21 protein-coding genes are annotated in these 22541 nt (G+C 33.7%); 12 read left to right on the top strand and 9 right to left on the bottom strand.

Annotated elements, in window-relative coordinates; genetic code table 11:
* Positions 1 to 19: 19 nt before the first annotated feature.
* Both OZP07_RS01455 and OZP07_RS01450 read left to right on the top strand, forming a co-directional pair.
* A complete protein-coding gene (locus OZP07_RS01455) occupies positions 20 to 1024 on the top strand; it encodes a hypothetical protein (protein WP_281637021.1) in 1005 nt (334 codons plus the stop codon).
* Positions 984 to 3245 carry a hypothetical protein gene (locus OZP07_RS01450; protein WP_281637020.1) on the top strand — a complete coding sequence of 754 codons (2262 nt, stop codon included), beginning with the start codon at positions 984 to 986 and terminating at the stop codon, positions 3243 to 3245. The genes OZP07_RS01455 and OZP07_RS01450 overlap by 41 nt, the downstream gene beginning before the upstream one ends.
* A 127-nt stretch (positions 3246 to 3372) precedes the next feature.
* On the opposite strand, the gene OZP07_RS01445 is transcribed toward OZP07_RS01450, so the two are convergent.
* Positions 3373 to 4056 (bottom strand): ComF family protein, encoded by a 684-nt coding sequence (locus OZP07_RS01445; protein ID WP_281637019.1) that lies wholly within the window; start codon positions 4054 to 4056, stop codon positions 3373 to 3375.
* 96 nt (positions 4057 to 4152) lie between these two features.
* Here OZP07_RS01445 and OZP07_RS01440 point away from each other — a divergent pair, with 96 nt between their 5' ends.
* Positions 4153 to 5691 (top strand): glycine--tRNA ligase, encoded by a 1539-nt coding sequence (locus OZP07_RS01440; RefSeq protein WP_194640408.1) that lies wholly within the window; start codon positions 4153 to 4155, stop codon positions 5689 to 5691.
* 54 nt (positions 5692 to 5745) lie between these two features.
* Here the strand turns inward: OZP07_RS01440 and OZP07_RS01435 are convergent, their stop codons facing one another.
* On the bottom strand, positions 5746 to 6312 hold the full coding sequence (locus tag OZP07_RS01435) for a DUF3575 domain-containing protein (protein ID WP_281637018.1): 567 nt from the start codon (positions 6310 to 6312) through the stop codon (positions 5746 to 5748).
* Between the two features lie 447 nt (positions 6313 to 6759).
* On the opposite strand from OZP07_RS01435, the gene OZP07_RS01430 reads away from it, so the two are divergent.
* The 4 genes from OZP07_RS01430 to OZP07_RS01415 all read left to right on the top strand — a co-directional run bounded on the left by OZP07_RS01430 (position 6760) and on the right by OZP07_RS01415 (position 10829).
* Complete coding sequence (locus tag OZP07_RS01430) at positions 6760 to 7569, top strand: LytR/AlgR family response regulator transcription factor (RefSeq protein ID WP_281637017.1); 810 nt, start codon at positions 6760 to 6762, stop codon at positions 7567 to 7569.
* 174 nt (positions 7570 to 7743) lie between these two features.
* Complete coding sequence (locus tag OZP07_RS01425) at positions 7744 to 7992, top strand: hypothetical protein (protein ID WP_281637016.1); 249 nt, start codon at positions 7744 to 7746, stop codon at positions 7990 to 7992.
* 96 nt (positions 7993 to 8088) lie between these two features.
* On the top strand, positions 8089 to 10134 hold the full coding sequence (locus OZP07_RS01420; RefSeq protein ID WP_281637015.1) for a tetratricopeptide repeat-containing sensor histidine kinase: 2046 nt from the start codon (positions 8089 to 8091) through the stop codon (positions 10132 to 10134).
* The gene (locus tag OZP07_RS01415) at positions 10134 to 10829 is read left to right on the top strand and encodes a response regulator (protein WP_194640412.1); all 696 of its coding nucleotides are present in this window, start codon (positions 10134 to 10136) and stop codon (positions 10827 to 10829) included. The genes OZP07_RS01420 and OZP07_RS01415 overlap by 1 nt, the downstream gene beginning before the upstream one ends.
* A gap of 84 nt (positions 10830 to 10913) precedes the next feature.
* Here the strand turns inward: OZP07_RS01415 and thiL are convergent, their stop codons facing one another.
* The gene (thiL, locus tag OZP07_RS01410; RefSeq protein ID WP_281637014.1) at positions 10914 to 11960 is read right to left on the bottom strand and encodes a thiamine-phosphate kinase; all 1047 of its coding nucleotides are present in this window, start codon (positions 11958 to 11960) and stop codon (positions 10914 to 10916) included.
* A 167-nt stretch (positions 11961 to 12127) separates the two neighbouring features.
* Here thiL and OZP07_RS01405 point away from each other — a divergent pair, with 167 nt between their 5' ends.
* The 3 genes from OZP07_RS01405 (at position 12128) to OZP07_RS01395 (ending at position 14625) form a co-directional block, all read left to right on the top strand.
* Entirely contained in the window at positions 12128 to 13060 is a 933-nt protein-coding gene (locus OZP07_RS01405) for a 1-phosphofructokinase family hexose kinase (RefSeq protein WP_281637013.1), read from the top strand.
* Positions 13061 to 13415: 355 nt separating this feature from the next.
* Positions 13416 to 13937, top strand: a complete 522-nt coding sequence (locus OZP07_RS01400) for a hypothetical protein (RefSeq protein ID WP_194640415.1) — start codon at positions 13416 to 13418, stop codon at positions 13935 to 13937.
* 208 nt (positions 13938 to 14145) lie between these two features.
* Complete coding sequence (locus tag OZP07_RS01395; protein ID WP_281637012.1) at positions 14146 to 14625, top strand: DinB family protein; 480 nt, start codon at positions 14146 to 14148, stop codon at positions 14623 to 14625.
* 48 nt (positions 14626 to 14673) lie between these two features.
* Here the strand turns inward: OZP07_RS01395 and OZP07_RS01390 are convergent, their stop codons facing one another.
* Positions 14674 to 15633, bottom strand: coding sequence for a helix-turn-helix transcriptional regulator (locus OZP07_RS01390; RefSeq protein WP_281637011.1), 960 nt, complete (start codon positions 15631 to 15633; stop codon positions 14674 to 14676).
* 214 nt (positions 15634 to 15847) lie between these two features.
* Here OZP07_RS01390 and OZP07_RS01385 point away from each other — a divergent pair, with 214 nt between their 5' ends.
* Positions 15848 to 16606 (top strand): IS5 family transposase, encoded by a 759-nt coding sequence (locus OZP07_RS01385; RefSeq protein ID WP_281636298.1) that lies wholly within the window; start codon positions 15848 to 15850, stop codon positions 16604 to 16606.
* On the opposite strand, the gene OZP07_RS01380 is transcribed toward OZP07_RS01385, so the two are convergent.
* From OZP07_RS01380 to lepA, 5 genes are all read right to left on the bottom strand, one after another.
* Positions 16578 to 16967: a YARHG domain-containing protein gene (locus tag OZP07_RS01380; RefSeq protein ID WP_281637010.1), complete on the bottom strand. Its 390-nt coding sequence runs from the start codon at positions 16965 to 16967 to the stop codon at positions 16578 to 16580. The genes OZP07_RS01385 and OZP07_RS01380 overlap by 29 nt on opposite strands.
* 108 nt (positions 16968 to 17075) lie before the next feature.
* Positions 17076 to 18056: an IS30 family transposase gene (locus OZP07_RS01375; protein WP_281635332.1), complete on the bottom strand. Its 981-nt coding sequence runs from the start codon at positions 18054 to 18056 to the stop codon at positions 17076 to 17078.
* A 123-nt stretch (positions 18057 to 18179) separates the two neighbouring features.
* A complete protein-coding gene (locus tag OZP07_RS01370) occupies positions 18180 to 18548 on the bottom strand; it encodes a hypothetical protein (RefSeq protein ID WP_281637009.1) in 369 nt (122 codons plus the stop codon).
* Positions 18545 to 19174, bottom strand: a complete 630-nt coding sequence (locus tag OZP07_RS01365) for a DUF2306 domain-containing protein (protein ID WP_349293650.1) — start codon at positions 19172 to 19174, stop codon at positions 18545 to 18547. The genes OZP07_RS01370 and OZP07_RS01365 overlap by 4 nt, the downstream gene beginning before the upstream one ends.
* A gap of 159 nt (positions 19175 to 19333) precedes the next feature.
* The gene (gene lepA / locus OZP07_RS01360; RefSeq protein WP_281637008.1) at positions 19334 to 21130 is read right to left on the bottom strand and encodes a translation elongation factor 4; all 1797 of its coding nucleotides are present in this window, start codon (positions 21128 to 21130) and stop codon (positions 19334 to 19336) included.
* Positions 21131 to 21525: 395 nt separating this feature from the next.
* Between lepA and dusB the strand changes: the two genes are divergently transcribed.
* A complete protein-coding gene (dusB, locus tag OZP07_RS01355) occupies positions 21526 to 22518 on the top strand; it encodes a tRNA dihydrouridine synthase DusB (RefSeq protein WP_281637007.1) in 993 nt (330 codons plus the stop codon).
* Positions 22519 to 22541 lie beyond the last annotated feature (23 nt).

The raw sequence follows: 22541 nt of genomic DNA, 5'->3' as shown, positions 1-22541 counted from the left end.
ATTTCAAACCGCTTCTCTTTTGAAAAAAACAATTCTTTTTGGCATAATCTTCTGTTTCTTTATTTCCTGCCGGCAACAGGAACAGCCAGCGGTTTCTTTTTATTATTGGAAAACTATTTTCAGGCTTTCGCCAAAGGAAAAAAGCACACTGACCGAAAATCAAGTCAGAAGACTGTATATCCGATATTTTGATATTGATTTGATCGGACAAAGCCAAAAACCGTTTCCTAGAACTCCAATTCGTTTTGAGGATTCAGCTTCAGGTTTTGAAATTATTCCAGTGGTTTACATCAAAAATAAGGTGATGCTGGACAAGAATTTAAACGTGATTGATTTGGCTCAAAAAACAGACAGTTTCATAAAACAGATTAATTCCAGAAACAATATTTCAGTTCAGGAAATCCAGATTGACTGCGACTGGACACTGGAAAGCAAAGACAATTATTTACGGTTTATAGAAGCTTTCAAAAAAGTTTCCAATAAAAAACTCTCAGCCACCATACGCTTACATCAGATAAAATATTTCGAAAAAACAAAAATACCAAACGTGGACCGAGGCGTTTTGATGTATTACAATATGGGTAAAATTGCCTCTGATTCACTGAATTCGATCTACGACAGAAACATAGCCAAACGCTATTTATCAAGTCTGCAAAATTATCCATTGCCAATAAACATTGCACTGCCAATTTATTCTTGGGGAATTCACATTCGGGACGGAAAAATAATTGGTCTCAGAAACAAAATTGATGTCGATAAATTAAAAAATAACAATAGTTTTGTTCTTACAAAAGAGAATTGGTTTACCGTAAAAAAATCCGCTTTTGCAGAAGGTGTTTTTTACAAGGAAAACGACCAGTTAAAAATAGAATCCATATCCAAAGATGATCTGTTTGAAATAGCAGATGATCTTGAAGAAAATACAATTCAAAATCCGAAGGAAATAATCTTTTATGATTTAGACGAATTCAATTTAAAAAACTATGATACAGCCATTTTTAAAGAAATTACTAGTTGCTTTTAGCGCTCTGATACTTTTAGTTTACGGAACTATTTATGCCTGTTCGGATGGTGATTGGGGCTGGTCGTTTGACTCCAATTTCACTCCCGAAACTTTTGTGGATAAGTCCTATTCTCCTTTGTTTTTATCTTCCGATGTCTTTTACGGAATAGGTTTCGACACCGAACATCTTACCAGATTTAACAGCGAAAATATCAAAGACTGGTCAGCATATCTGGAAGACCGAATCAACGAAAAAGACTTAACCTTTTTCCTGACCGATTCCAGCAGTGCCGATGTTTCCAATTTATATATGTATTACAAAAAAGGAAAGCCGAATAAAACATCTGAAAAATGGAACAAAAAAATAAAGCTGGATGATGTCAAAACCAAGGATTTTCTATTCTTTTTAAATGATGCCCAAACAGTTGAAACTTATTCTACTCAGCGATTCGATTCGTGGAGTTATGACGAGACTATAAAAAACCAAGTCATATCCGATCCCAGATGGATCAAAACATTGGAACAGAAATACAGCGACTCTAAAGATCCTTTTATAAAAAACAGATATTGGTTTTTGACTATAAAAGCAGATTTTTACAGCGACAAACCGGCAAACGGAATTGCTTTCTTTAACCAGACTGAAAAATCCACACCAAAAAACACTTTGTATTACAGAGCATTAGCCTATTTGGCCGGAATTGAATACAGGCAGAAAAATTATGCCAAATCCAATTATCTGTACAGCAAAGTATTCGACAAATGTCCTGCAATGCGTGTGGTTTCGGCCTATTGTTTTCATCCTAAGGAGGAAAAAGACTGGAAACAATCGCTGTCTATGACCAAAAACGATGAAGAAAAAGCCGCTCTTTGGGCGATTCAAGGTTATTATAATGACGAAGAAAAAGCCATTGCCGAAATCTATAAACTACAGCCAAAAAGTCTGCATATCGATTATTTATTGACCCGATTAATCAACAATCAGGAAAACAAAATAGATAAATCTTTCAAAGACAAAACCGTTCTTGAAAACAAAAAAAGAACTAAAGACAGCATACGCAAATCGACTATTGATTTGGTTACCAAAATTGCACAGTCCAACAAAACTTCACAGCCCTATTTATGGAATATTGCTGCTGGTTACCTAGAAACTCTAAATGGAAATTTCAAACAAGCCGACAAAGATTTTGATGATGCCGAAAACAAAATGCCAAAAACACCTTTAGCAATCAGTCAGATCCGCTTATTGCGATTAGTAAATAATCTCAGCAAAATAGACAAGTTAACTCCCGAAAACGAAAAAACAATCCTTGCCGATCTGTCTTGGTTATATTTAGAACTGCCCAAAAATCCTATTGATAATTTCCGTTATGAAAATGCTACGGCTTGGAGCCAAAACTATTTGGCTGCATTATACCGCGCGCAAAAAAATACGGTAATGGCAGAAATTTTCAACCATGATTCTGGTTTTTATGATAATGAAAAACAGCTGCTCGATATGAAGGCTTTTTTGTCAAAAAACAACAAAACCGAAATCGAAAAAATTGGTGCTTCTATCTATTCCTTAAAACTGGATGACATCAACTATTTTCAAGCGGTAAAAGCCACTTTCAATAACAAAATTCCTGAGGCTATCGCTTTCATGAAACAATCGGATAAGCTGCAAAACACAGTTTTTTATGGCAATCCATTCCTCGGAAACATCAAAGACTGTCATGACTGCGACCATCAAGCGCCGCAGAAAAAGAAATACACCATGCTTGATTTTCTTATGATTATTCAAAAATTACAGGATAATATTGACAAACAAACCGATGTCTACAGCAACAGTGGTATACTCGGAAATGCTTTTTACAACATTACGCATTTTGGCAACGGACGTATATTCTATGAAGGAAATATTGCAGGATACGGTTCAACCCCTGATTTTTTCAGAGAGCCAATTATGAAAATGATTACCGACTGTTCTTTGGCGAAAGCCTACTATCAAAAAGCATTTGCATCGTCCAAAAACAACGAACAAAAAGCCAAAACTCAATATATGATTGCCAAATGCGAACGCAACGATTATTATAACAAAAAATACTATTCGCTCAATTTATCGACTTGGGATATTCAGGACGACAAGACTAATTTTATCGCTTGGCAGGGTTTCAAAAATCTGAAAGCTAATTATTCAAAAACCAAATATTATAAAGAAATCATCAACGAATGCGGGTATTTCAGAACCTATGTTCAGAAATAATTTTAGAATTGGGACTGTCAACAATTTGTCCTAATCAGGTCTTGGAGACCTGTTAGGTATGAATTTATTCATCTCGGGATAAATAAAATACCTAACAGGTTGAAAAAACCTGTTAGGATAAACGAAATCAGGAATGTGCCATCGCCATACAAACAATGCTAATCTTGGCTCCAGGAATTTTTAATAACGCTTTCGAACAGGCCTCAAGAGTGGATCCGGTGGTCAAAACATCATCAATTAAAAGATAATGTTTATTAGCATCTTTTTCTGAAAAAGTAACATCAAAAATAGTTTCAATCCCTTCAGTTCTTCCCAAAAAACTTTTCTTTGATTGCGTTTTAGAATATACTTTCCGCTTTAAAATGGAATCATTCAGTGGAATTTTAAAATTTTCGGACAAAGCCATCCCAAAATTTGTAACCTGATTATAACCCCGTTCTTTCATTCTCTTTTTATGCAATGGCACAGGAATAATAGCATCTACATTATTCATTATAGAATTGTCTTTCAAATCGGATGCGTACCATTCGCCCAAAAAAGTACCAATTTCTTCATGACCTTTGTATTTCAAACCGTGAATCATTTCCTGAACCATTCCTTTTTTATGAAAAAATAAAAATGCTGAAACATGTTCGACCGCTACCCTGCCATAAAACTTTTTAAAAGCCTCATTTTCAGGATTCAAATGATGATTCGTTACGGGCAGTTCATGCCGGCAGGACGTACAGATTATGTATTCGTTACCGCCTATAAATGATTTACAGCCAGCACAAACCTTTGGGAAAAACAAATTTATCAGGGAATTAAACATAAAAAAATTGATTTATCCATAAAAATAAGAAAACCTCCTCTTCAAACTTCATTTTTTTTCTTTTTTTAATTTCCCTTTTTATATTTTTGCACCACTATGGCAAAACAAGAAGATTTATTTAAGAATGTCGTTTCGCATGCAAAAGAATACGGATTTATTTTTCCGTCAAGCGAAGTGTACGATGGTTTAAGTGCAGTATATGACTACGCACAAAACGGAGTAGAATTAAAAAAGAATATACGCGAATATTGGTGGAAATCGATGGTTCAAATGAATGAGAACATCGTAGGACTGGACGCGGCTATATTGATGCATCCAACAACTTGGAAGGCATCTGGTCACGTGGACGCTTTCAATGACCCATTGATAGACAACAAAGATTCTAAAAAAAGATATAGAGCTGATACTTTAGTCGAAGATTATGCTGAAAAGTTAAATCAGAAGGCTGTAAAAGAAATTGAAAAAGCAAAGGCTCGTTTTGGAGACGCTTTCAATGAGCAGGAATTTATTACCACAAATGCACGTGTTGTAGAATATCTTTCTAAGAAAAAAGAAATTCTGGAAAGACTTGCAAAAGGTATGAGCGAAGATTTACAGGATGTAAAAGCTTTAATCGAAGAATTAGAGATTGCTGATCCTGAAACCGGTTCAAGAAACTGGACTGATGTAAAGCAATTCAACTTGATGTTCGGAACCAAATTAGGAGCTTCTGCAGATTCTGCAATGGATCTGTATTTACGTCCGGAAACGGCTCAGGGGATTTTTGTAAACTTCTTGAATGTTCAAAAATCTGGCCGTATGAAAGTTCCTTTTGGAATTGCACAGACTGGAAAAGCGTTTAGAAACGAGATTGTAGCAAGACAGTTCATCTTCCGTATGCGTGAGTTTGAACAAATGGAAATGCAGTTTTTTGTGCGTCCAGGCGAAGAAATGCAATGGTACGAGCACTGGAAAACCACTCGTTTGAACTGGCATTTATCCCTAGGTTTAGGAAAAGAAAACTATCGTTTTCATGATCACGAAAAATTAGCGCACTATGCAAACGCTGCAGCTGATATTGAATTTAATTTTCCTTTTGGTTTCAAAGAATTAGAAGGTATTCACTCTCGTACAGATTTTGATTTAAAAGCGCATGAACAATATTCAGGAAGAAAACTTCAGTATTTTGACCCTGAACTGAATGAAAACTATGTTCCTTATGTAGTGGAAACTTCGGTAGGACTGGACAGAATGTTCTTGGCGATTTTCTCTACTTCATTAAAAGAAGAAACATTGGAAGACGGTTCGACTAGAACAGTTTTAAAATTACCAGCAGTTTTAGCTCCAACAAAAGCAGCTGTCTTGCCATTAATTAAAAGAGACGGATTACCTGAAATTTCCAAAAAAATCATCGATGATTTAAAATGGGATTTCAATGTGTCTTATGATGAAAAAGATGCTGTGGGAAGACGTTACAGAAGACAAGATGCTTTAGGAACTCCTTTCTGTATCACAGTAGATCACCAGACTATCGAAGATCAGACTGTTACTATCCGCCATAGAGATACAATGAAACAAGACCGCGTAGCGATCTCTGAATTAAAATCAATTATCGAAAATGAAGTTTCGATGAAAAACTGGTTAATGAAAATGTAATCACATCAAATCAGGATAAAAAAAAGCTTCTCAATCGAGAAGCTTTTTTTATAATTAAAATCGGTATCCCATAGAAAAACCACCGCGTCCTACTATCTGATAATCATCATCATAATAACCATCATTATTGTCGTTTGAACTATTAAATAAATTTCTTCCAACACCTATATTTAGTTCAAATACAAAACCTTTTTTAGTCACCCATTTACCGCCTAAACCAAATCCTAGAGCAAAATCAGTAACTACCTTATCTGGGAAGCTCATCGTAGACACTCCTGTGCTAAAATCGTACACATTATAACCTTCCATCTCATAAGCATTAAGCATCCCAAATCCTTCAACAAAAAATCCTGATGCAGGTTTTTTTCCAAAATAAAATCGATAATAAGGCGTAGCACTAAACTTAACATCGATATCCTTATCAAAACGTGTAAATAAAGCTAATCCCACTCCGGACTCATCATTCAGCAATCGCTCATAAGTAACCTCAAATGCACCTGCAATTAACATTACGGCATTAATTTTTAATTCATTTCTATTAAAAGAAACTGGTTCTTTTTCCTGGCAGTAACCACTGAAACTTATTGTCAAAAGCAGCAAAATTAAAATCTTAGTATTCATATGTGACTTTTATTAATGATTGTTAGTAAATTTTATATCTTAATTTCACCGCAGCCTTTTTGCAATAAACATTTTTTGTCAAAATCGCTTTTTGCTGATTAAAATTTCAAAAAAGACAAACTATTATTTTTTAATTTAAAAATTCTTACAAAGAAGCTTAATTATTTAATAAAATACAAACAAATTTAAAAATAAATTAAACTAGAACAATTTACTAACAGTACTCATAAAACCATACATTCCTAATTAACAGGTATATAGGAAAAATATTTATATTATTTTGAACCAAATTATAATAAAAAAATCATAACTTTGATAGTTTCTATTTTATCTTTTTCAATTATAATCATTTTTTAAATTTGAATTATTCTTTTGAAACCTGCACTTTTAATGTAGAAACCACGATCATTAAGAATAAAATTAAGTATTAAAATTAAGTCGCAAAGAATGAATTACACCTACATTATTATTGATGACGATCCGGAAAGCGTTTTGAGAACAAAGGCAATTGCCAGCGAATTTTCAGAATTAAGTTTTCTTGCCTCCACTGATAATTATGCAGACGGCGTGAATCTAATTCTAGAACATATGCCAAGGCTCATATTTTTAGAAATAGATCCTAATGACAAGAGCAGTAATTTATCATTACAATTAATAAACGGATTATTAATGTATTTGAAAGAATTACCAAAAATTGTTATTACAACCAAGAAAAAGGATTTTGCTTTTGACTGCATAAAATATGAAGTTGTAGATTATTTATTAAAACCATTATTAGTAATTGATTTTGTAAAATTGGTTCATAAACTGAATAAAATAAACACAGAAAACGAAATAGTTCTTGTTCAGAACCCAAGTTCTCAGGAAAAACAGAATCTGGAAAAAATTGAATCTAGGAATAGTAAAAAATCATTCATCTTATGTGTCAAATCATATGGCGATCACAGATACATTGATTCTGATGAAATCTGCTATTTTCAAGCCGATAATAATTCTACAGATATCCATTTAAAAAATGGGGAAATGGTAACGGCTTTCAAAACGCTGAAACATTTTGAAAGTGTATTGACAAACCCTTTCGTTCGAATCCATAATAGTTATATAGTAAACCGTAATTTTATTTCTAGAATCCATACAGGAAACTCTTTGTGTTATATAAAAAAAACTACGATAAAACTTCCTTTTTCTAAGTCATACAAAAGCAATATTGACTTTATAATTAGTGAATTTGCAAATGAAAATTATATAGAAACTTAAAAAATAGCCGTTCACATAGAATTGCTATCCATTCACTATCAGACGAATACCATTGACCATAAACAGCTGTTTTTAAATTGTTTATCCAGGCTTACTGTTTAGTTTTACTAAAGAATTCCAACACAAACGGAATCAAAAAAGTAAAAAATAACAACAACATAAAGCCCAGAAATCATGAAAAAAGCTGTCTTAACAATCGGATTATTTACATTAGTATTAGTATCAACTTCATTCACTTCTCCGACAAATTCAAATTCTTCAATTGCAGACAATACAGAAATAACATCTATCGATGGAACTGGCAGTCAATCAACTGGCGGTAACAAAAAAGTAGATTTTAATGGCAACACTCATCAAAACCAATTTGCTGACATAGACGGAACTGGCGGTCAATCAACTGGCGGTAACAAAAAAGTAGATTAAAAAAATAAATCAAAGCACTAAAAAAGACTGTCAAAATTGACAGTCTTTTTTTATATAGAAAGTTTTAGTATTTTTGATACAATCCAAAACTTTCAATTGAAAAAATTTTATTCCATATTATTATTTTTTTTAATTATTCTCATTGGCTGTACTAATAGAAATAAATCCAAACAAAATAGTATATCTTCCAATGATAGCCTATCTTCATATCTATTATTAGCCAATGATTTTCAATTATCGTATGAGTCCAAACAAAAATACAATCGTAAAGCTTTTGAAATAATAATTAATCAAAAAGACGATTCTATTAACAAGGTTTACCTTTTCAAAATAGCAAATCGCTACTATAATATGAGCGATTGGGAAGGATATTTTAGAACTTCCAAACTTATTTTGGAACGTTCTAAAAACAGTCACGATACCGTCAATATTGCTAAAGCATATACTTATCTTGGGGACTATTACGTCTCAAAATCCGTCTCAGACAGCGCTTTTTACTGTTATTTTAAAGCTGAAAAATTATATATTCTACTCAATGACAATTATAATTTAGCTAAAACACAAATAAGTAAAGCAAACTTAAGATATCATGAAAATGACATTTTTGACAGTGAAATTACTGTTTTTAAAGCTTTAAAGAGTTTAAAAGAAATAAAGGCCAATGATTTGTTATATGAATCCTATAATCTTTTGGGTATTTTATACAATGAACGTGAAGAATATAATAAAGCACTTGAATTTCACCGCAAGGCTTTGGCTACTTTAATAGATCAATCCATACCAGCTGAATTTCAATCCAAGGCAACTTCATTAAACAATATGGGGTATGTCTATTTGAATTTAAAAAATTACAAACTGGCAAAAAGTAATTTTGAAGAGGCCCTAAAACAAAAAAACCTATTTATAGAAAAAACAACTTTGTATGCCATGTTGCTGGACAATTTGGCTTATGCCAAATTTAAACTGAAAGAGAAAAAAGAACTTCCTGATTTATTTTACAAAGCGCTTAAAATTCGAGATAGTTTGAATATTACCTCGGGGATTATTATCAATAAAACACACTTGTCAGAGTACTACGCATTTCAAAAAGATACTTTAAAAGCAATTCAATATGCAAAACAAGCACTTGCTCTATCACGCAGTACCAAGCGATTGAGAAGCATACTTGAAACTCTTAAACAAATGGGAGTGGTAGATCCAAAAAATGCTTCAACATATTCTAAAGAATACATTCTTATTAATGACCGTCTGCAAAAAATAGAACGAAAAATTGGCGAAAAATTCACGCGTATAGAGTATGAAACAGATGAAATTAAAGTAGAAAACACAAATCTGGAAGGTCAAAACAAAAAACTTTTGTTATTTTTTGGAGGTTTTGTTATTTTAGCATTATTGCTTTATGTAATTAATAATCAAAAAGTTAAACAAAGAGAATTACTATTTATACAGCAGCAGCAGCAGGCAAATGCTGAAATATATAATCTATTAATCAATCAGCAGAATACTATTGAAAAAAACAATATCAAAGAAAAGAAAAGAGTAGCAAGGGAATTACACGATGGAGTTCTTGGCAGGATGTTTGGGGTTCGTATCAATTTAGATGGTTTAAATAAACTAAAAGATGACTCAGGAATCGAAATGAGGCTAAATTATTTAACCGAGCTAAAAAATATCGAGCAGGATATCCGCGAAATTTCTCATAATCTAAATAGAGAAAAATCAGAATTAATTAATAACTTCGTAGCAATAGTAACTAATTTATTTGAAGAACAGAAAAAAACATTTTCAACAAAATTTCTGGCCCATGTAGATCCATCTATAAAGTGGGATTCTATCGACAATATTGTAAAGATTAATATATATCGAATTCTTCAGGAATCGCTTCAAAATTGTAATAAATATGCCAATGCAACAAAGATAAAAGTAGAATTTAGAAAACAGAATGATAATTTAGTTTTAAAGATTAGTGATGACGGGTTAGGATACAACGTCAACCGTACAAAGAAAGGAATAGGTCTCCAAAATATAAAAACGAGAACTATAGAATGCGAAGGGACCCTCGAAATAAAATCAAAAAAAGGAGAAGGAACTTCTATAACAATAATAATTCCAATCAAAGAAACACAAAAAACCACTGCATAATGACTATCGATGCAAATGCACAAAAATTAATTAAAAAGAACATTTTAATTGTAGACGATCATCCTTTTATAATTGACGGATATAAAAACGCCATTACCCGTTATAAACCCGAATGCTATGAATATTCATTTACGCAGGGAAAGGACTGCATGACGGGCTATAACATCATTACAAATCCGGAAACTCTTCCATTTGATGTTGCTTTTTTAGATATCAGTATGCCTGTATATGAAGAGAAAGGAATTCATTCTGGTGAAGATTTAGCCAAACTAATTATGGAATACATGCCCAGCTGCAAAATAATTCTGCTAACCATGTATACTGAATTGCTCAAAATAAAAAATATAATTGACACTATAAATCCAGCGGGACTAGTAATTAAAAATGATTTAACCTTTGATGAATTACTTTTCGGATTTGATGTCGTATTGAAAGATGAAATTTATTACAGCCATTCAGTAATTAAAATGGCCAATCAAAACAATAAAGATATTGATGGAATTGACCAATTTGACAAATTGATTTTATTCCACATTTCTAAAGGAACAAAGACTAAAGATATTACCCAATACATTCCTATTTCACTGCATGCTATTGAACAGCGAAAAGTCAATCTTAAAGAATTATTTAAAATTGAAGATGGAAGCGATGTAGATTTAATAAAGGAAGCAAAGATTAGAGGAATTATTTTATAACCTTTCCAAAATTAAAAACCAAAAAACTGCATATAATGAGTGCCGTTTTTTGGTTTTCAACTGACATGCTATATAACAGACCTTTTATTCGCTGATAGCATTCCAGCCTCTAGCTTTTAAAGGTATTTTAGTATTAGCACGAGTTACCAAATGCACACCTTCGCTTTCCTGAGTCATGTGTCCAATTATTGAAAAATTCGGATTTCCTTTTATTTTATCAAAATCTTCCATAGCGATAGTGAAGAGCAGTTCATAATCTTCTCCACCATTGATAGCAACAGTAGTACTGTCGATATTAAACTCTTCGCACACATTGATAAACTGAGGATCAATCGGCAGTTTATCTTCATATAAATTACAGCCTACACCCGATTGTTTACATAAATGTATAATCTCCGAAGATAATCCGTCTGAAATATCAATCATTGACGTAGGTTTTATTTCTAGCGCATGTAATAAAGTACGCACATCTGTACGTGCTTCAGGTTTTAATTGCCTCTCTATCAAATACGTATAAGCATCTAAATCAGGCTGCGAATTAGGATTAACCTGAAAAACCTGTTTCTCTCTTTCCAATACCTGCAGTCCCATATACGCCGCACCAATATCTCCCGTTACTACCAATAAATCAGTTTTACTGGCTCCGTTTCTATATACGATTTCATTTTCTTCAGCTTCGCCGAGAACAGTAATGCTAATAATTAATCCCTTTTGGGAAGATGTAGTATCACCTCCTATTACATCAACTTTATACTCCTGTGCAGCACGCTCAATACCTTCATACAGTTCTTCCAAAGCTTCCAATGGAAAACGGTTGGACACAGCTATCGAAACTGTAATTTGGGTTGGTTTGGCATTCATCGCACAAATATCGGATACATTCACTACTACTGATTTGTATCCTAAATGTTTTAAAGGCACGTAAGCCAAATCAAAATGAACGCCTTCAATCAATAAATCGGTTGATACAACTACTTTCTTTTCTTTAAAATCCAAGACAGCCGCATCATCTCCAATTCCTTTTAGTGTAGAAGGCTGAGTAATTTCAAAGTTTTTGGTTAAATGATCTATCAAACCAAATTCACCTAGTTGACCAATATTAGTACGCTGCGGGTTTTTATCTTCAATCATGATTATTGAGAAGAATGAGATAGAGTTACACTGCAGTGTAACTCTTCATTCAATATTATTGATTTTACAAAATTTTGAGAGTGCAAATATACAAAGAAATATTCGCACCTATTTGAATGGTTTTTTATGATTTTTTTCGCATCTTTATTAATCAAAACATCATAAAAATGAATCCATACGATATTATTACTCTTACTGTCAATCCAGCTTTAGACAAAAGCACTCATTTTAAAGGATTAGCTGCCGAACAAAAAATTCGCTGCTCTGCACCCCGCTTTGATGCTGGCGGAGGAGGAATCAATGTATCTAAAGCTATTTCACGTTTAGGAGGTAATTCATTAGCAGTATTCACATCGGGAGGCCCTTTGGGAAAAATGCTGGAAGAATTAGTTGCCAAAGAATCTATCGACTTTCAGGCTATACCAATCCAGACCTGGACAAGAGAAAGTTTCGTAGCTGTAGATGACAATACTAATTCACAATACCGTTTTGGGTTTACCGGCGGAGAAATTACTAATGAAGAAGAAAAAGCTTTCCTTAATGCTGTTACTAATTTAAAATCAGGGTTTATTGTTGCCAGTGGCAGTTTAAACGAAGGTCTGTCCTCCGATTTTTATCAAAAAATTGCGCAAATAGCAAAACAGTCAGGTGCAAAATTAATAGTGGATACATCAGGAGAAGCTTTGAAAAAAGTACTTGAAACGGGCGCTTATCTGATTAAGCCAAATGTAGGAGAACTGGCTAAATTAATCGGTGTAGAACGGTTAGAAATGGAAGAGGTAAATGAGGCTGCCAAACAGATTATTGCCAAAGGCGGTGCTGAAATTGTGGTTGTTTCGCTTGGTCCCCAAGGAGCAGTTTTGGTAACTAAAGATAAATATGAATTTGTTCCCGCGCCAAATGTTGCCAAAAAAAGCACTGTTGGTGCTGGAGACAGCATGGTGGGCGGAATGGTCTGGGCGCTTTCGCAAAATAAAAACCTAAAAGAAGTAATCCGCTGGGGAGTTGCATGTGGATCAGCCGCTACGATGAATGAAGGAACACAATTATTTAAAGGGACCGATGCTCAGCGATTATTCGACTGGCTAAAAGACAAATAAAACCTTCCTAATACCATTTAGTAATCCTCAAAAGATTTAAAAATATGACCTCAAAAATTGTTAAGAATTATCTTTATTAGATAAAATTAGACGAAAAACAGTTTTTAAAGACTAACTAAACGAATGTATATGTAAGATAAATTCTCTAATATTTTATTTATTTGGAACGAATTAACTCATATTTAAACAGAAATATTAGAATTTCAAACCATCTCCATCACTTCAAGATGTTGATATGCAGTTAATTACACCTAAATCCAATTGTAACCTCCAAAAAATCTGAATAAATAGTTAAAAAATTTGATATTGTATGTTTTTTTTTATATTTTTAGCATACCCCAAATTTATAGAAAACATGAATAATGAATTAACCCATAGTCAAATAGAAGACTTAAAAAAGAAGATCAAAGCAGGAGCTTTTGATATCGACATCGAAAAAAACAACTTGATTTGTTTAGGATTTGAACAGCAAACAGCCAAAGAGCTGGTGATGGATGTAATTAGAAGTCACAAACATGACCTTTTGGATAAAGCTAATGAAAAAAGGGACTATAACGACAGAAACATTATTGCTTTAGGTTTAGCAATCGTTTCTTCGATATCTGTAGGTGTACTAGGAGGTAATAGCGTTTCGATGGTTATGCTTTCTATCGTTCTTGCATGTTTTGCTGGTTACTATGGACACCCTAAAAAAGCAATTCCAGCAATGATAGGATTTACTATTGGCGCAATCATAATGCCATTTGCCTGCCAATTTTATTTTAACAGCAGAGATACATTTATGAATATTGAGCTATTAATCCCAACATTTATCTCATTTGGACCAGCACTTTTGATAAAATATCTGTTATCAAAAATAATGTACTCCGAAGATTAAACATTCGATTAAAGAATAATCAAACCACTAAAGACATTTTGTTCATAGTGGTTTTTTTTTGCTTACAAGTGAAAAACCTAATCTTTTTGCTCCAAGAAACAATAACACTAAGGTTTTTAAATAATTTATAAAAATTGAAAAGCTGCTGACAAACTGTTGTCACCAGCCCTCTCTAATTTTGAAGAAGTAAAATAAAAACTTTAAAATTATGAAAACATTAGCAGCACAAGTTATTACTCCCGAAGATTTATTGAAACACTGGCAAGGACATCGCGCCTTGACACGCCGTGTAATAGAATTGTTTCCAGAAAAAGATTTTTTTGAATTTTCAATTGGCGGTATGAGACCTTTTGCAAAATTGGCCGACGAACTTCTAGCCATTGGCGCACCTGCTTTAAAAGGAATTGTAAATAGAGAAATTAAGCCTTATAATCCAGAAGAAGGAAAATTAATTTTCAAAGCACAATATCTTGAAAAATGGGATGAAGCTACAGCAGAAATTAATGAAAATTGGCAGAAATTAACCATCGAAGATTTTAACGAAACTTTCAATTTATTTGGGCAGTACGAATTCCCAATTATCCATAATATTTTGTATTTTATTGATAATGAAGTTCATCATCGCGGTCAGGGTTATGTGTACTTGCGTGCATTAGGAATTGAACCTCCTTTTTTCTGGGAAAGATAAAAAACTAAAAAAGCTCCTAAAAAATATTTTTTGTTTTAGGAGCTTTTTTTATAAAAGGCGCTGTCTGTTTCTTTCCAGTAATTCCAAAGTTTTGATTTTTAAACTTTCTGGTTCCAGTATCGTTGCATAATCTCCAAACATCAGATACCAGCGCGAAAGGCCTTCCATCGAATCACAAGACATAAAAGTCATTTCAATTTTGCCATCCATTTCCTTTTCCGAAACAAAGCCGTAATATTTCCGGTCGCTTGCCAGATAACTGGCTATTCTTTTCTCCACAAGAATCCGAACTTTGGTAGTCGAAACATTTTTATCTTTATCCAGATACGTCTCTAATGCATTATGTTCTACTGAAAAAGGGATTTCTGTTTTTTGGATTCCATGAACACGGTCAGCTCGAAATTGTCTGTAATCCTTGCGCAGATGACAATAACCAAACATGTACCAATTGTTATTATCGTGAAAAACGCCAACAGGTTCAATATGCCTCACAGTAATTCCCTCTGACTGAATTGCTTCATACGAAAGAATGACCTGTGTTTTCTCTGCAATACTTTCAAAAAGCGTGGCTAAAGTATTGGGAGCTTTATCATTAAAAAGCTTCTCCGAAGACTGCATCAAAATACTGGATTCTATACTCGAAACCCAGTCTTTATCATCGCTCCGTAGTACCGCTTTTAATTTATACATCGCCGACGCATAATGATTTCCAAGAGCTGTGTCAGTGAATTTCTGCATTAACTTATCGGCAGCAATAAAACTGCTGGCTTCCTCACGGGTAAACATTACAGGAGGCAATCGATAACCATCCATTAAAGCATAACCCACTCCAGCTTCACTGTAAATTGGAACTCCCGAAGCTTCCAAGGTGCGGATATCACGATAAATAGTCCGTAAACTCACTTCGAAACGATCGGCTAATTCCTGTGCTTTTACAATCTTTTTGGATTGCAATTGAATCAAAATGGCAACAATGCGGTCAAAACGTTTTGGGGTCTCGTCGAGCATACTCGTGGGATGTTTATTTAGTTTATATTATGGATTTTCGGAAAGATTGAATCATTTGTTGATTATCTTCCAAAACTATCATAATTGTCTTCAGCATATTTTTCAAAACGTTCCAATAGCTTAGAGCCTGTTTAAAAATTTAAAATAAATAATTGTTATGGGTTAAAGAAACCGATTGAAATTTGTCTTTTTGTAGTGACCAAACCATAAAAAGATGTATCCAACCGATTTGACAGAAACCCAGTGGCAATTTATAAAAAAGACTTTAGAATTCGATGATAGAAAGCGGAAATATAATTTGAAAATCATTTGGAATGCGATTAATTATCTCGTAAAAACAGGTTGTCAGTGGCGAATGTTACCTAAAGATTTTCCAAAATGGCAATTAGTGTATTATTACTATTGGAAATGGTCAAATTTGGAATGTTTTGATTTATTACTGTCAAAATTGCGAGAAAAAGTCAGGTTTAATAGAGGTCAAAATACAATGCCAAGTCTAGGAATAATGGATAGTCAAAGTGTACGATGGGGAAATAATCGTTCCTTAAATAGTTTTGATGGCAATAAAAAAGTAAAAGGAATTAAACGGCATATTGTGGTTGATAAAAATGGGTTTCTTTTGGCAATAATGGTAACAGTTGCCAATGTCCATGATAGTAAAGCGGCAGATTTACTAATGAGGACGCTTCACTATTTTTTATGTCCTATAAAAGTAATCCTTGCCGATGGTGGTTACAGAGGCGAAGTGATTGAAAACATAAAAAATAAATTTGGCTATATTATTCAAGTGGTAATGCGTTCAGATGATAGAAAAATGGGGTTTAAACCTATACATAAAAGATGGATTGTAGAGAGAACATTCTCTTGGTTTGACAACGACCGAAGATTATGTAGAAATTATGAACTACTTTTTGAAACATCCGAGAATATGGTCAAAATTGCAACTATAAAATTATTATTAAATAAAATTTAAACAGGCTCTTAATGTTGTTTTTTTCCAAAGAGGTTAATTCTTTATCAACATTTTCAGAAATAGGGATATACCACTCTACTGAATCGAAAAACTGGCGGTAGCTTTTTTTCTTAAAAGTATAACCATGTCGAGCATAAATAGTATTTCGGAGAATTTCCAGCTCTAACTTTTTCAAATTTTTAAGACCTTTTTCGGTCAATTTAGTTGTAGAAGAATTTATTTTTGTAATTATATCCGAAGCAGTACGATAGCTTTCTTCGGTATAGACTTCTGCAACTTCGGTCGTATCAGTCTGCTGCTCAATTATAGTATCGATTCTTGCACTATAATAATCCATATAAGCTCCATCTTTAGGCAGCATAGCATTTGGATTATATTCGAATTCTTGTTTTTTTAATTCAAAAGTACGTTGTGTAACATGCTGGTTTTTATCATTTGAAAACCAAGTTCCTTTTAATACTTGGTGGATTCAACATATAAATGCAACAGTATTCAATTTATTGATTTTTTCGGCGAAAATTTCATTAGGTGTTTTATAGCCAAATCTTTTTCTGGGTCTGTTGTTTAATGTATTAACTACTGTTTTTATTTGTTGTTCTTCGATGTTTTCAAAGTTAGATTTTTTAGGAAAATATTGTCTTATTAATCCGTTTAAATTTTCATTGGCTCCTCGTTCCCAGCTATGGTAGGGTTTGGCAAAATAATAATCGATATCTAAATCTTCTGCAATGGCCCGATGATTGGCAAATTCCTTTCCATTATCCGAAGTAATGGTCTTGATTATTGGTTTCCAATCTTTCAATAATTCAATTGTTTTCTGCTGTATTGCACTAGCTTCTTTGCTTTCTACTTTTCCCATAAAAAGTATTCCAGAGGCTCTGTCATTGATAGTTAGTAACGCTCCTTTGTGATTCTTACCAATGACCAAATCAATCTCTAAATCGCCCAATCTACTTTTCTTTTCTACAATCTTTGGACGCTCGCTAATATCGACCCTACCAATAATAAGTCCTCTTTTATCCTTTAAATGTCCTCTTTTTTTATACTTTTTACCCTTGGTCCTAAGATGTTTATATAAGAGTCCTCCTTTGCGTTTATTTTCCCAAATATATTGATAGATTCTTTCTTTAGAAACCATTGCTCTTTTGTCAATTTTTGCTCTGCCAACAATTTGTTCAGGACTGTAATCTTGCTTTAAATAAAACAAAATATTTGCTTCAACTTCTGAGGTTAAAGTGCATTTTTTGATCTTAACCTTATGCCTGTTTAAAGCTTTTTTATCCGCCAAAACAGCTTTATAAACACCACTTCTTTGATCAGAATTACGTTTTATTTCTCGAAAAATAACTGATTTGTTTTTATCTACCAATTCAGCAATTTCGGAAATACTGATACCGGCATTTCTATATACTTCTATTTTGTATCTTTGTTCTAACGTTAAATGTGCCATCTATTTTGAGTGTTGCAACCCAAAGATATGATGATTTTTTCGCCAACTCTAGTGTTATTCTTTTGACCTAGGTCAAAAGAATAACACTAGAGTTTTTTTTCACGTTGCATTTATTACTTGAATCTAAGCTTTATTTTCAATAGAAAATTTGAATTCCCCATCATATTTGCTATTTCCTGGTTCTCTTAATATAAACTCGTAACCGTTAGCTATCTTTTTAAATTCACCAGATAATGGTCTGCTGCTACCTGCAACAATGCTTCGGCCAGATACTATATTTTTTTCTATTTTTTTGATAACAATATTTATTTTGTTTACATAAACAAAATCGTCGGTAGTATCATGTACACTTGCTACAAAATCGCCAACCCAATTACCATATAAATCTTTATAAGGATCATTTACATTTTCACCTTTTTCTGAAATTTCTAATTTTTCTTTTTTGCAGGAAATCAATCCTAGAATAAACAATAGAATGAATATTTTTCTCATTTATATTTTTGTTTAAATATACAATATTCTATAAATAATAAATTAGGAACCCAGCCTAACCAAGCGATAATTTGATAAACATCCATTGGAGCAGGATGAAATAAAGATACAATGATAACTTTCCATAACCGTAAGGTTACTGCTGAAAAAGTCAAAGCAAAACTCCGCATCATAAATGCTTTATGACATTTGATATTGTTTCTTTTTATCAAAATAAATCCTTTTAATGTAAAGTAAAACCATAGAATGGATAAAATAACAAAAGAAATTTTAGAATAAAATCCGCCATTAGCAAAGATTCCAATAAAGAATCCAGATGGAGACGCTAATACTAAAGTCACAAAAACATACAATTTCCCAATCCATTTGTGTACAGATGGAAATTGTTTTAAAATGTTCGGATTAAATTGAGTAAAGCCAGCAAGTAATGTAAATATAGAAGAGCAGACATGGATATAAAAAATAAAGAGATAGGATTTAATCTCTATAACTTCAGTCTGTTTTATTTGTAAAAAAGCAACATTTGAACTAATTGGAAAATATTTCAATGTTATGAGCAGCATTAAAACAAAAAACCAGACAAAGACTATTAGCCAAAGTGTTTGTTTGTAGTTTTTTAGAATCACTTTTAAAAAAAATATAGGTTTTTTTGAATGCCAAAGTAAATGAATTTGTTTGATAAAATCGTTTTATTTTTTTTAAATTAAACAAAAAAACCTGACAATTTTTACATCATCAGGTTTCCTCTTTATTCTTGTTTCTTTTTTCTATTCTCTAAAAAAAATCTAATCATTCAACTTCAAAACAGCCATAAACGCCTCTTGCGGAATTTCAACATTTCCTACCTGACGCATACGTTTTTTACCTTTTTTCTGTTTTTCTAATAATTTACGTTTACGCGAAATATCCCCGCCGTAACATTTGGCAGTAACGTCTTTACGTAAGGCTTTGATCGTTTCTCGGGCAATGATTTTGGCACCAATAGCCGCCTGAATCGGAATATCAAACTGTTGTCTCGGAATCAGCTCACGCAATTTCTCGGTCATTTTTTTACCAATGTTGTAAGCGTTGCTTTCGTGAATCAAAGCAGAAAGAGCATCCACCTGATTAGCGTTCAATAATACATCCAGTTTTACTAGTTTGGAAGCACGCATTCCAATTGGAGAGTAATCAAAAGACGCATAACCTTTGGAAACGGTTTTCAATCGGTCGTAAAAATCGAATACAATTTCGGCCAATGGCATGTCAAAATTCAATTCCACACGCTCCGTAGTCAAATACGTTTGATTCGTGATAATACCACGTTTTTCAATACACAAACTCATTACGTTACCCACAAAATCAGCTTTAGTAATGATAGTCGCTTTGATGAAAGGCTCTTCCACACGATCCAGTTTTGACGGTTCCGGCAGATCTGAAGGGTTGTTGACTATAACAGCTGTTTCTGGATCTTTTTTGGTATAAGCCAAATACGAAACGTTAGGAACTGTAGTAATTACCGTCATATCGAATTCGCGCTCCAAACGTTCCTGAATAATTTCCATATGAAGCATTCCTAAGAATCCACAACGGAAACCAAACCCTAAAGCCGCCGAACTTTCAGGAGCAAACACCAGCGAAGCATCGTTCAGCTGCAGTTTTTCCATCGAAGCTCTCAGCTCTTCAAAATCTTCAGTATCTACAGGGTAAATTCCGGCGAAAACCATTGGTTTTACATCCTCAAAACCAGTAATCATATTAGTTGTAGGCGTTTTGGCATCAGTAATAGTATCCCCTACTTTTACTTCTTTGGCTTCCTTAATTCCGGAAATCAAATACCCAACATCTCCTGTCGAAATCACACTTTTAGGAACCTGATTTAATTTCAAAGTTCCAACTTCATCGGCAAAATATTCATTGCCGGTAGCCATAAATTTAATTTTTTGGCCTTTCTTTATTTCACCGTTTACAACTCTAAAAATAACTTCAATTCCTCTAAAAGGATTATAATGAGAGTCGAAAATCAAAGCCTGTAACGGTTCTTCTTTATTTCCTTTCGGAGCAGGAACTTTTTCAATAATCGCAGCCAAAATATTCTCCACACCAAAACCGGTTTTCCCCGAAGCATGAATAATATCTTCCAGTTTACAGCCAAGCAGATCAATTATATCGTCACTTACTTCCTCTGGATTAGCGCTTGGCAAATCGACTTTGTTCAAAACCGGAATAATTTCCAAGTCATTTTCTAATGCCAAATACAAGTTAGAAATCGTCTGCGCCTGAATACTCTGCGCAGCATCAACAATCAATAATGCACCTTCGCAGGCAGCAATCGAACGCGAAACTTCATAAGAGAAATCCACGTGACCAGGAGTATCAATCAGGTTCAGAATATATTCTTCCCCTTTATATTTATATTCCATTTGTATCGCATGACTCTTAATCGTGATTCCTCGTTCACGCTCCAAGTCCATATTGTCCAGCAGCTGTGCCTTTTCTTCACGAGCCGTTACCGTTTGGGTAGCACCCAATAATCGGTCAGCCAATGTACTTTTTCCGTGGTCAATGTGTGCAATAATGCAAAAATTCCTAATATGTTTCATTTATGATAATGTCTATGTTATTCCGAACAGCCACTGTCTGTTCTCCTCTTAATATCAAATCTCACGCAAACCCGTCGTTACGACAATTAATCTGCAAATATACTCTAAATTCAACAGTTTCAAAGTTTCAAAACACGAAACTATTTATTTACCATATAAGTCATATAAAGTTTTAGTTTTCAGCCAACAAATCTTAAATGACCTTAAGTTCCCTATTAAGGTTTGAAAATAGTTTTCAGCCATAGTTTTTAAAAACTTATATGACTTATATGTTTCAAAAAAACTCTTTGATTTATTTCAAACAGCACTAAAAATCACGGTTTTAACCCTCTATTAGCAGTTGGCTATTTTCTATTCACTTAAAAGTTGTAATTTTGCAAAAAATTTCAAGGACAATGATTAAGATTGGCAATATAGAATTACCCGAATTCCCATTACTGTTAGCACCTATGGAAGATGTGAGCGACCCTCCATTCCGCCGTTTGTGTAAAGAGCATGGAGCCGACTTAATGTATTCTGAATTTATTTCTTCCGAAGGATTAATTCGTGATGCCATCAAAAGCCGAATGAAATTGGATATATTCGATTACGAAAGACCTGTAGGAATTCAAATTTTTGGAGGAGATGAGGAAGCAATGGCTTTATCATCCAAAATTGTTTCTACGGTAAACCCAGATTTAATCGATATCAATTTTGGCTGTCCTGTTAAAAAAGTAGTCTGCAAAGGTGCCGGTGCAGGAGTTCTGAAAGACGTAGATTTAATGATCCGTCTGACCAAAGCCGTTATCGACAGCACGCATTTGCCAGTTACCGTAAAAACCCGTTTGGGATGGGATGATAGTTCTATAAATATCGACGAAGTTGCCGAACGGCTGCAGGATATTGGCGTAGCCGCCCTGAGCATTCACGCCAGAACACGTGCGCAGATGTATAAAGGTCATTCCGACTGGTCACACATCGCCCGTGTGAAAAACAACCCAAGAATCACGATGCCTATTTTCGGAAACGGAGATATCGATTCTCCCGAAAAAGCATTGCATTATAAAAACGAATACGGCATCGACGGAATAATGATTGGCCGTGCCGCCATTGGTTATCCTTGGATTTTCAACGAAATTAAGCATTACTTCAAAACAGGAGAACATTTGCCTAAACCAACAGTTGCAGACAGAGTTGAAGCAGTTCGCAACCATTTAACCTGGGCAATGCAATGGAAAGGCGAAAGACTTGGAATTGTAGAAACACGTCCGCATTACACCAATTATTTCAAAGGAATACATTCATTTAAAACCTTCAGACAAAAACTAGTAACGCTGGATCGTCCCGAAGAATTATTTGCCCACTTGGATGATATTAAAGAGGCTTATGCTAATTATGAGGCTGTGTAATAATTAATCCTTCTCTTTGATTT

Origin of the sequence: Flavobacterium marginilacus, from assembly GCF_026870155.1 — a bacterium.
GTDB lineage: Bacteria > Bacteroidota > Bacteroidia > Flavobacteriales > Flavobacteriaceae > Flavobacterium > Flavobacterium marginilacus.
Note: the sequence above shows the minus strand (reverse complement) of the source record. Positions and strands in the feature narration are given on the sequence as shown.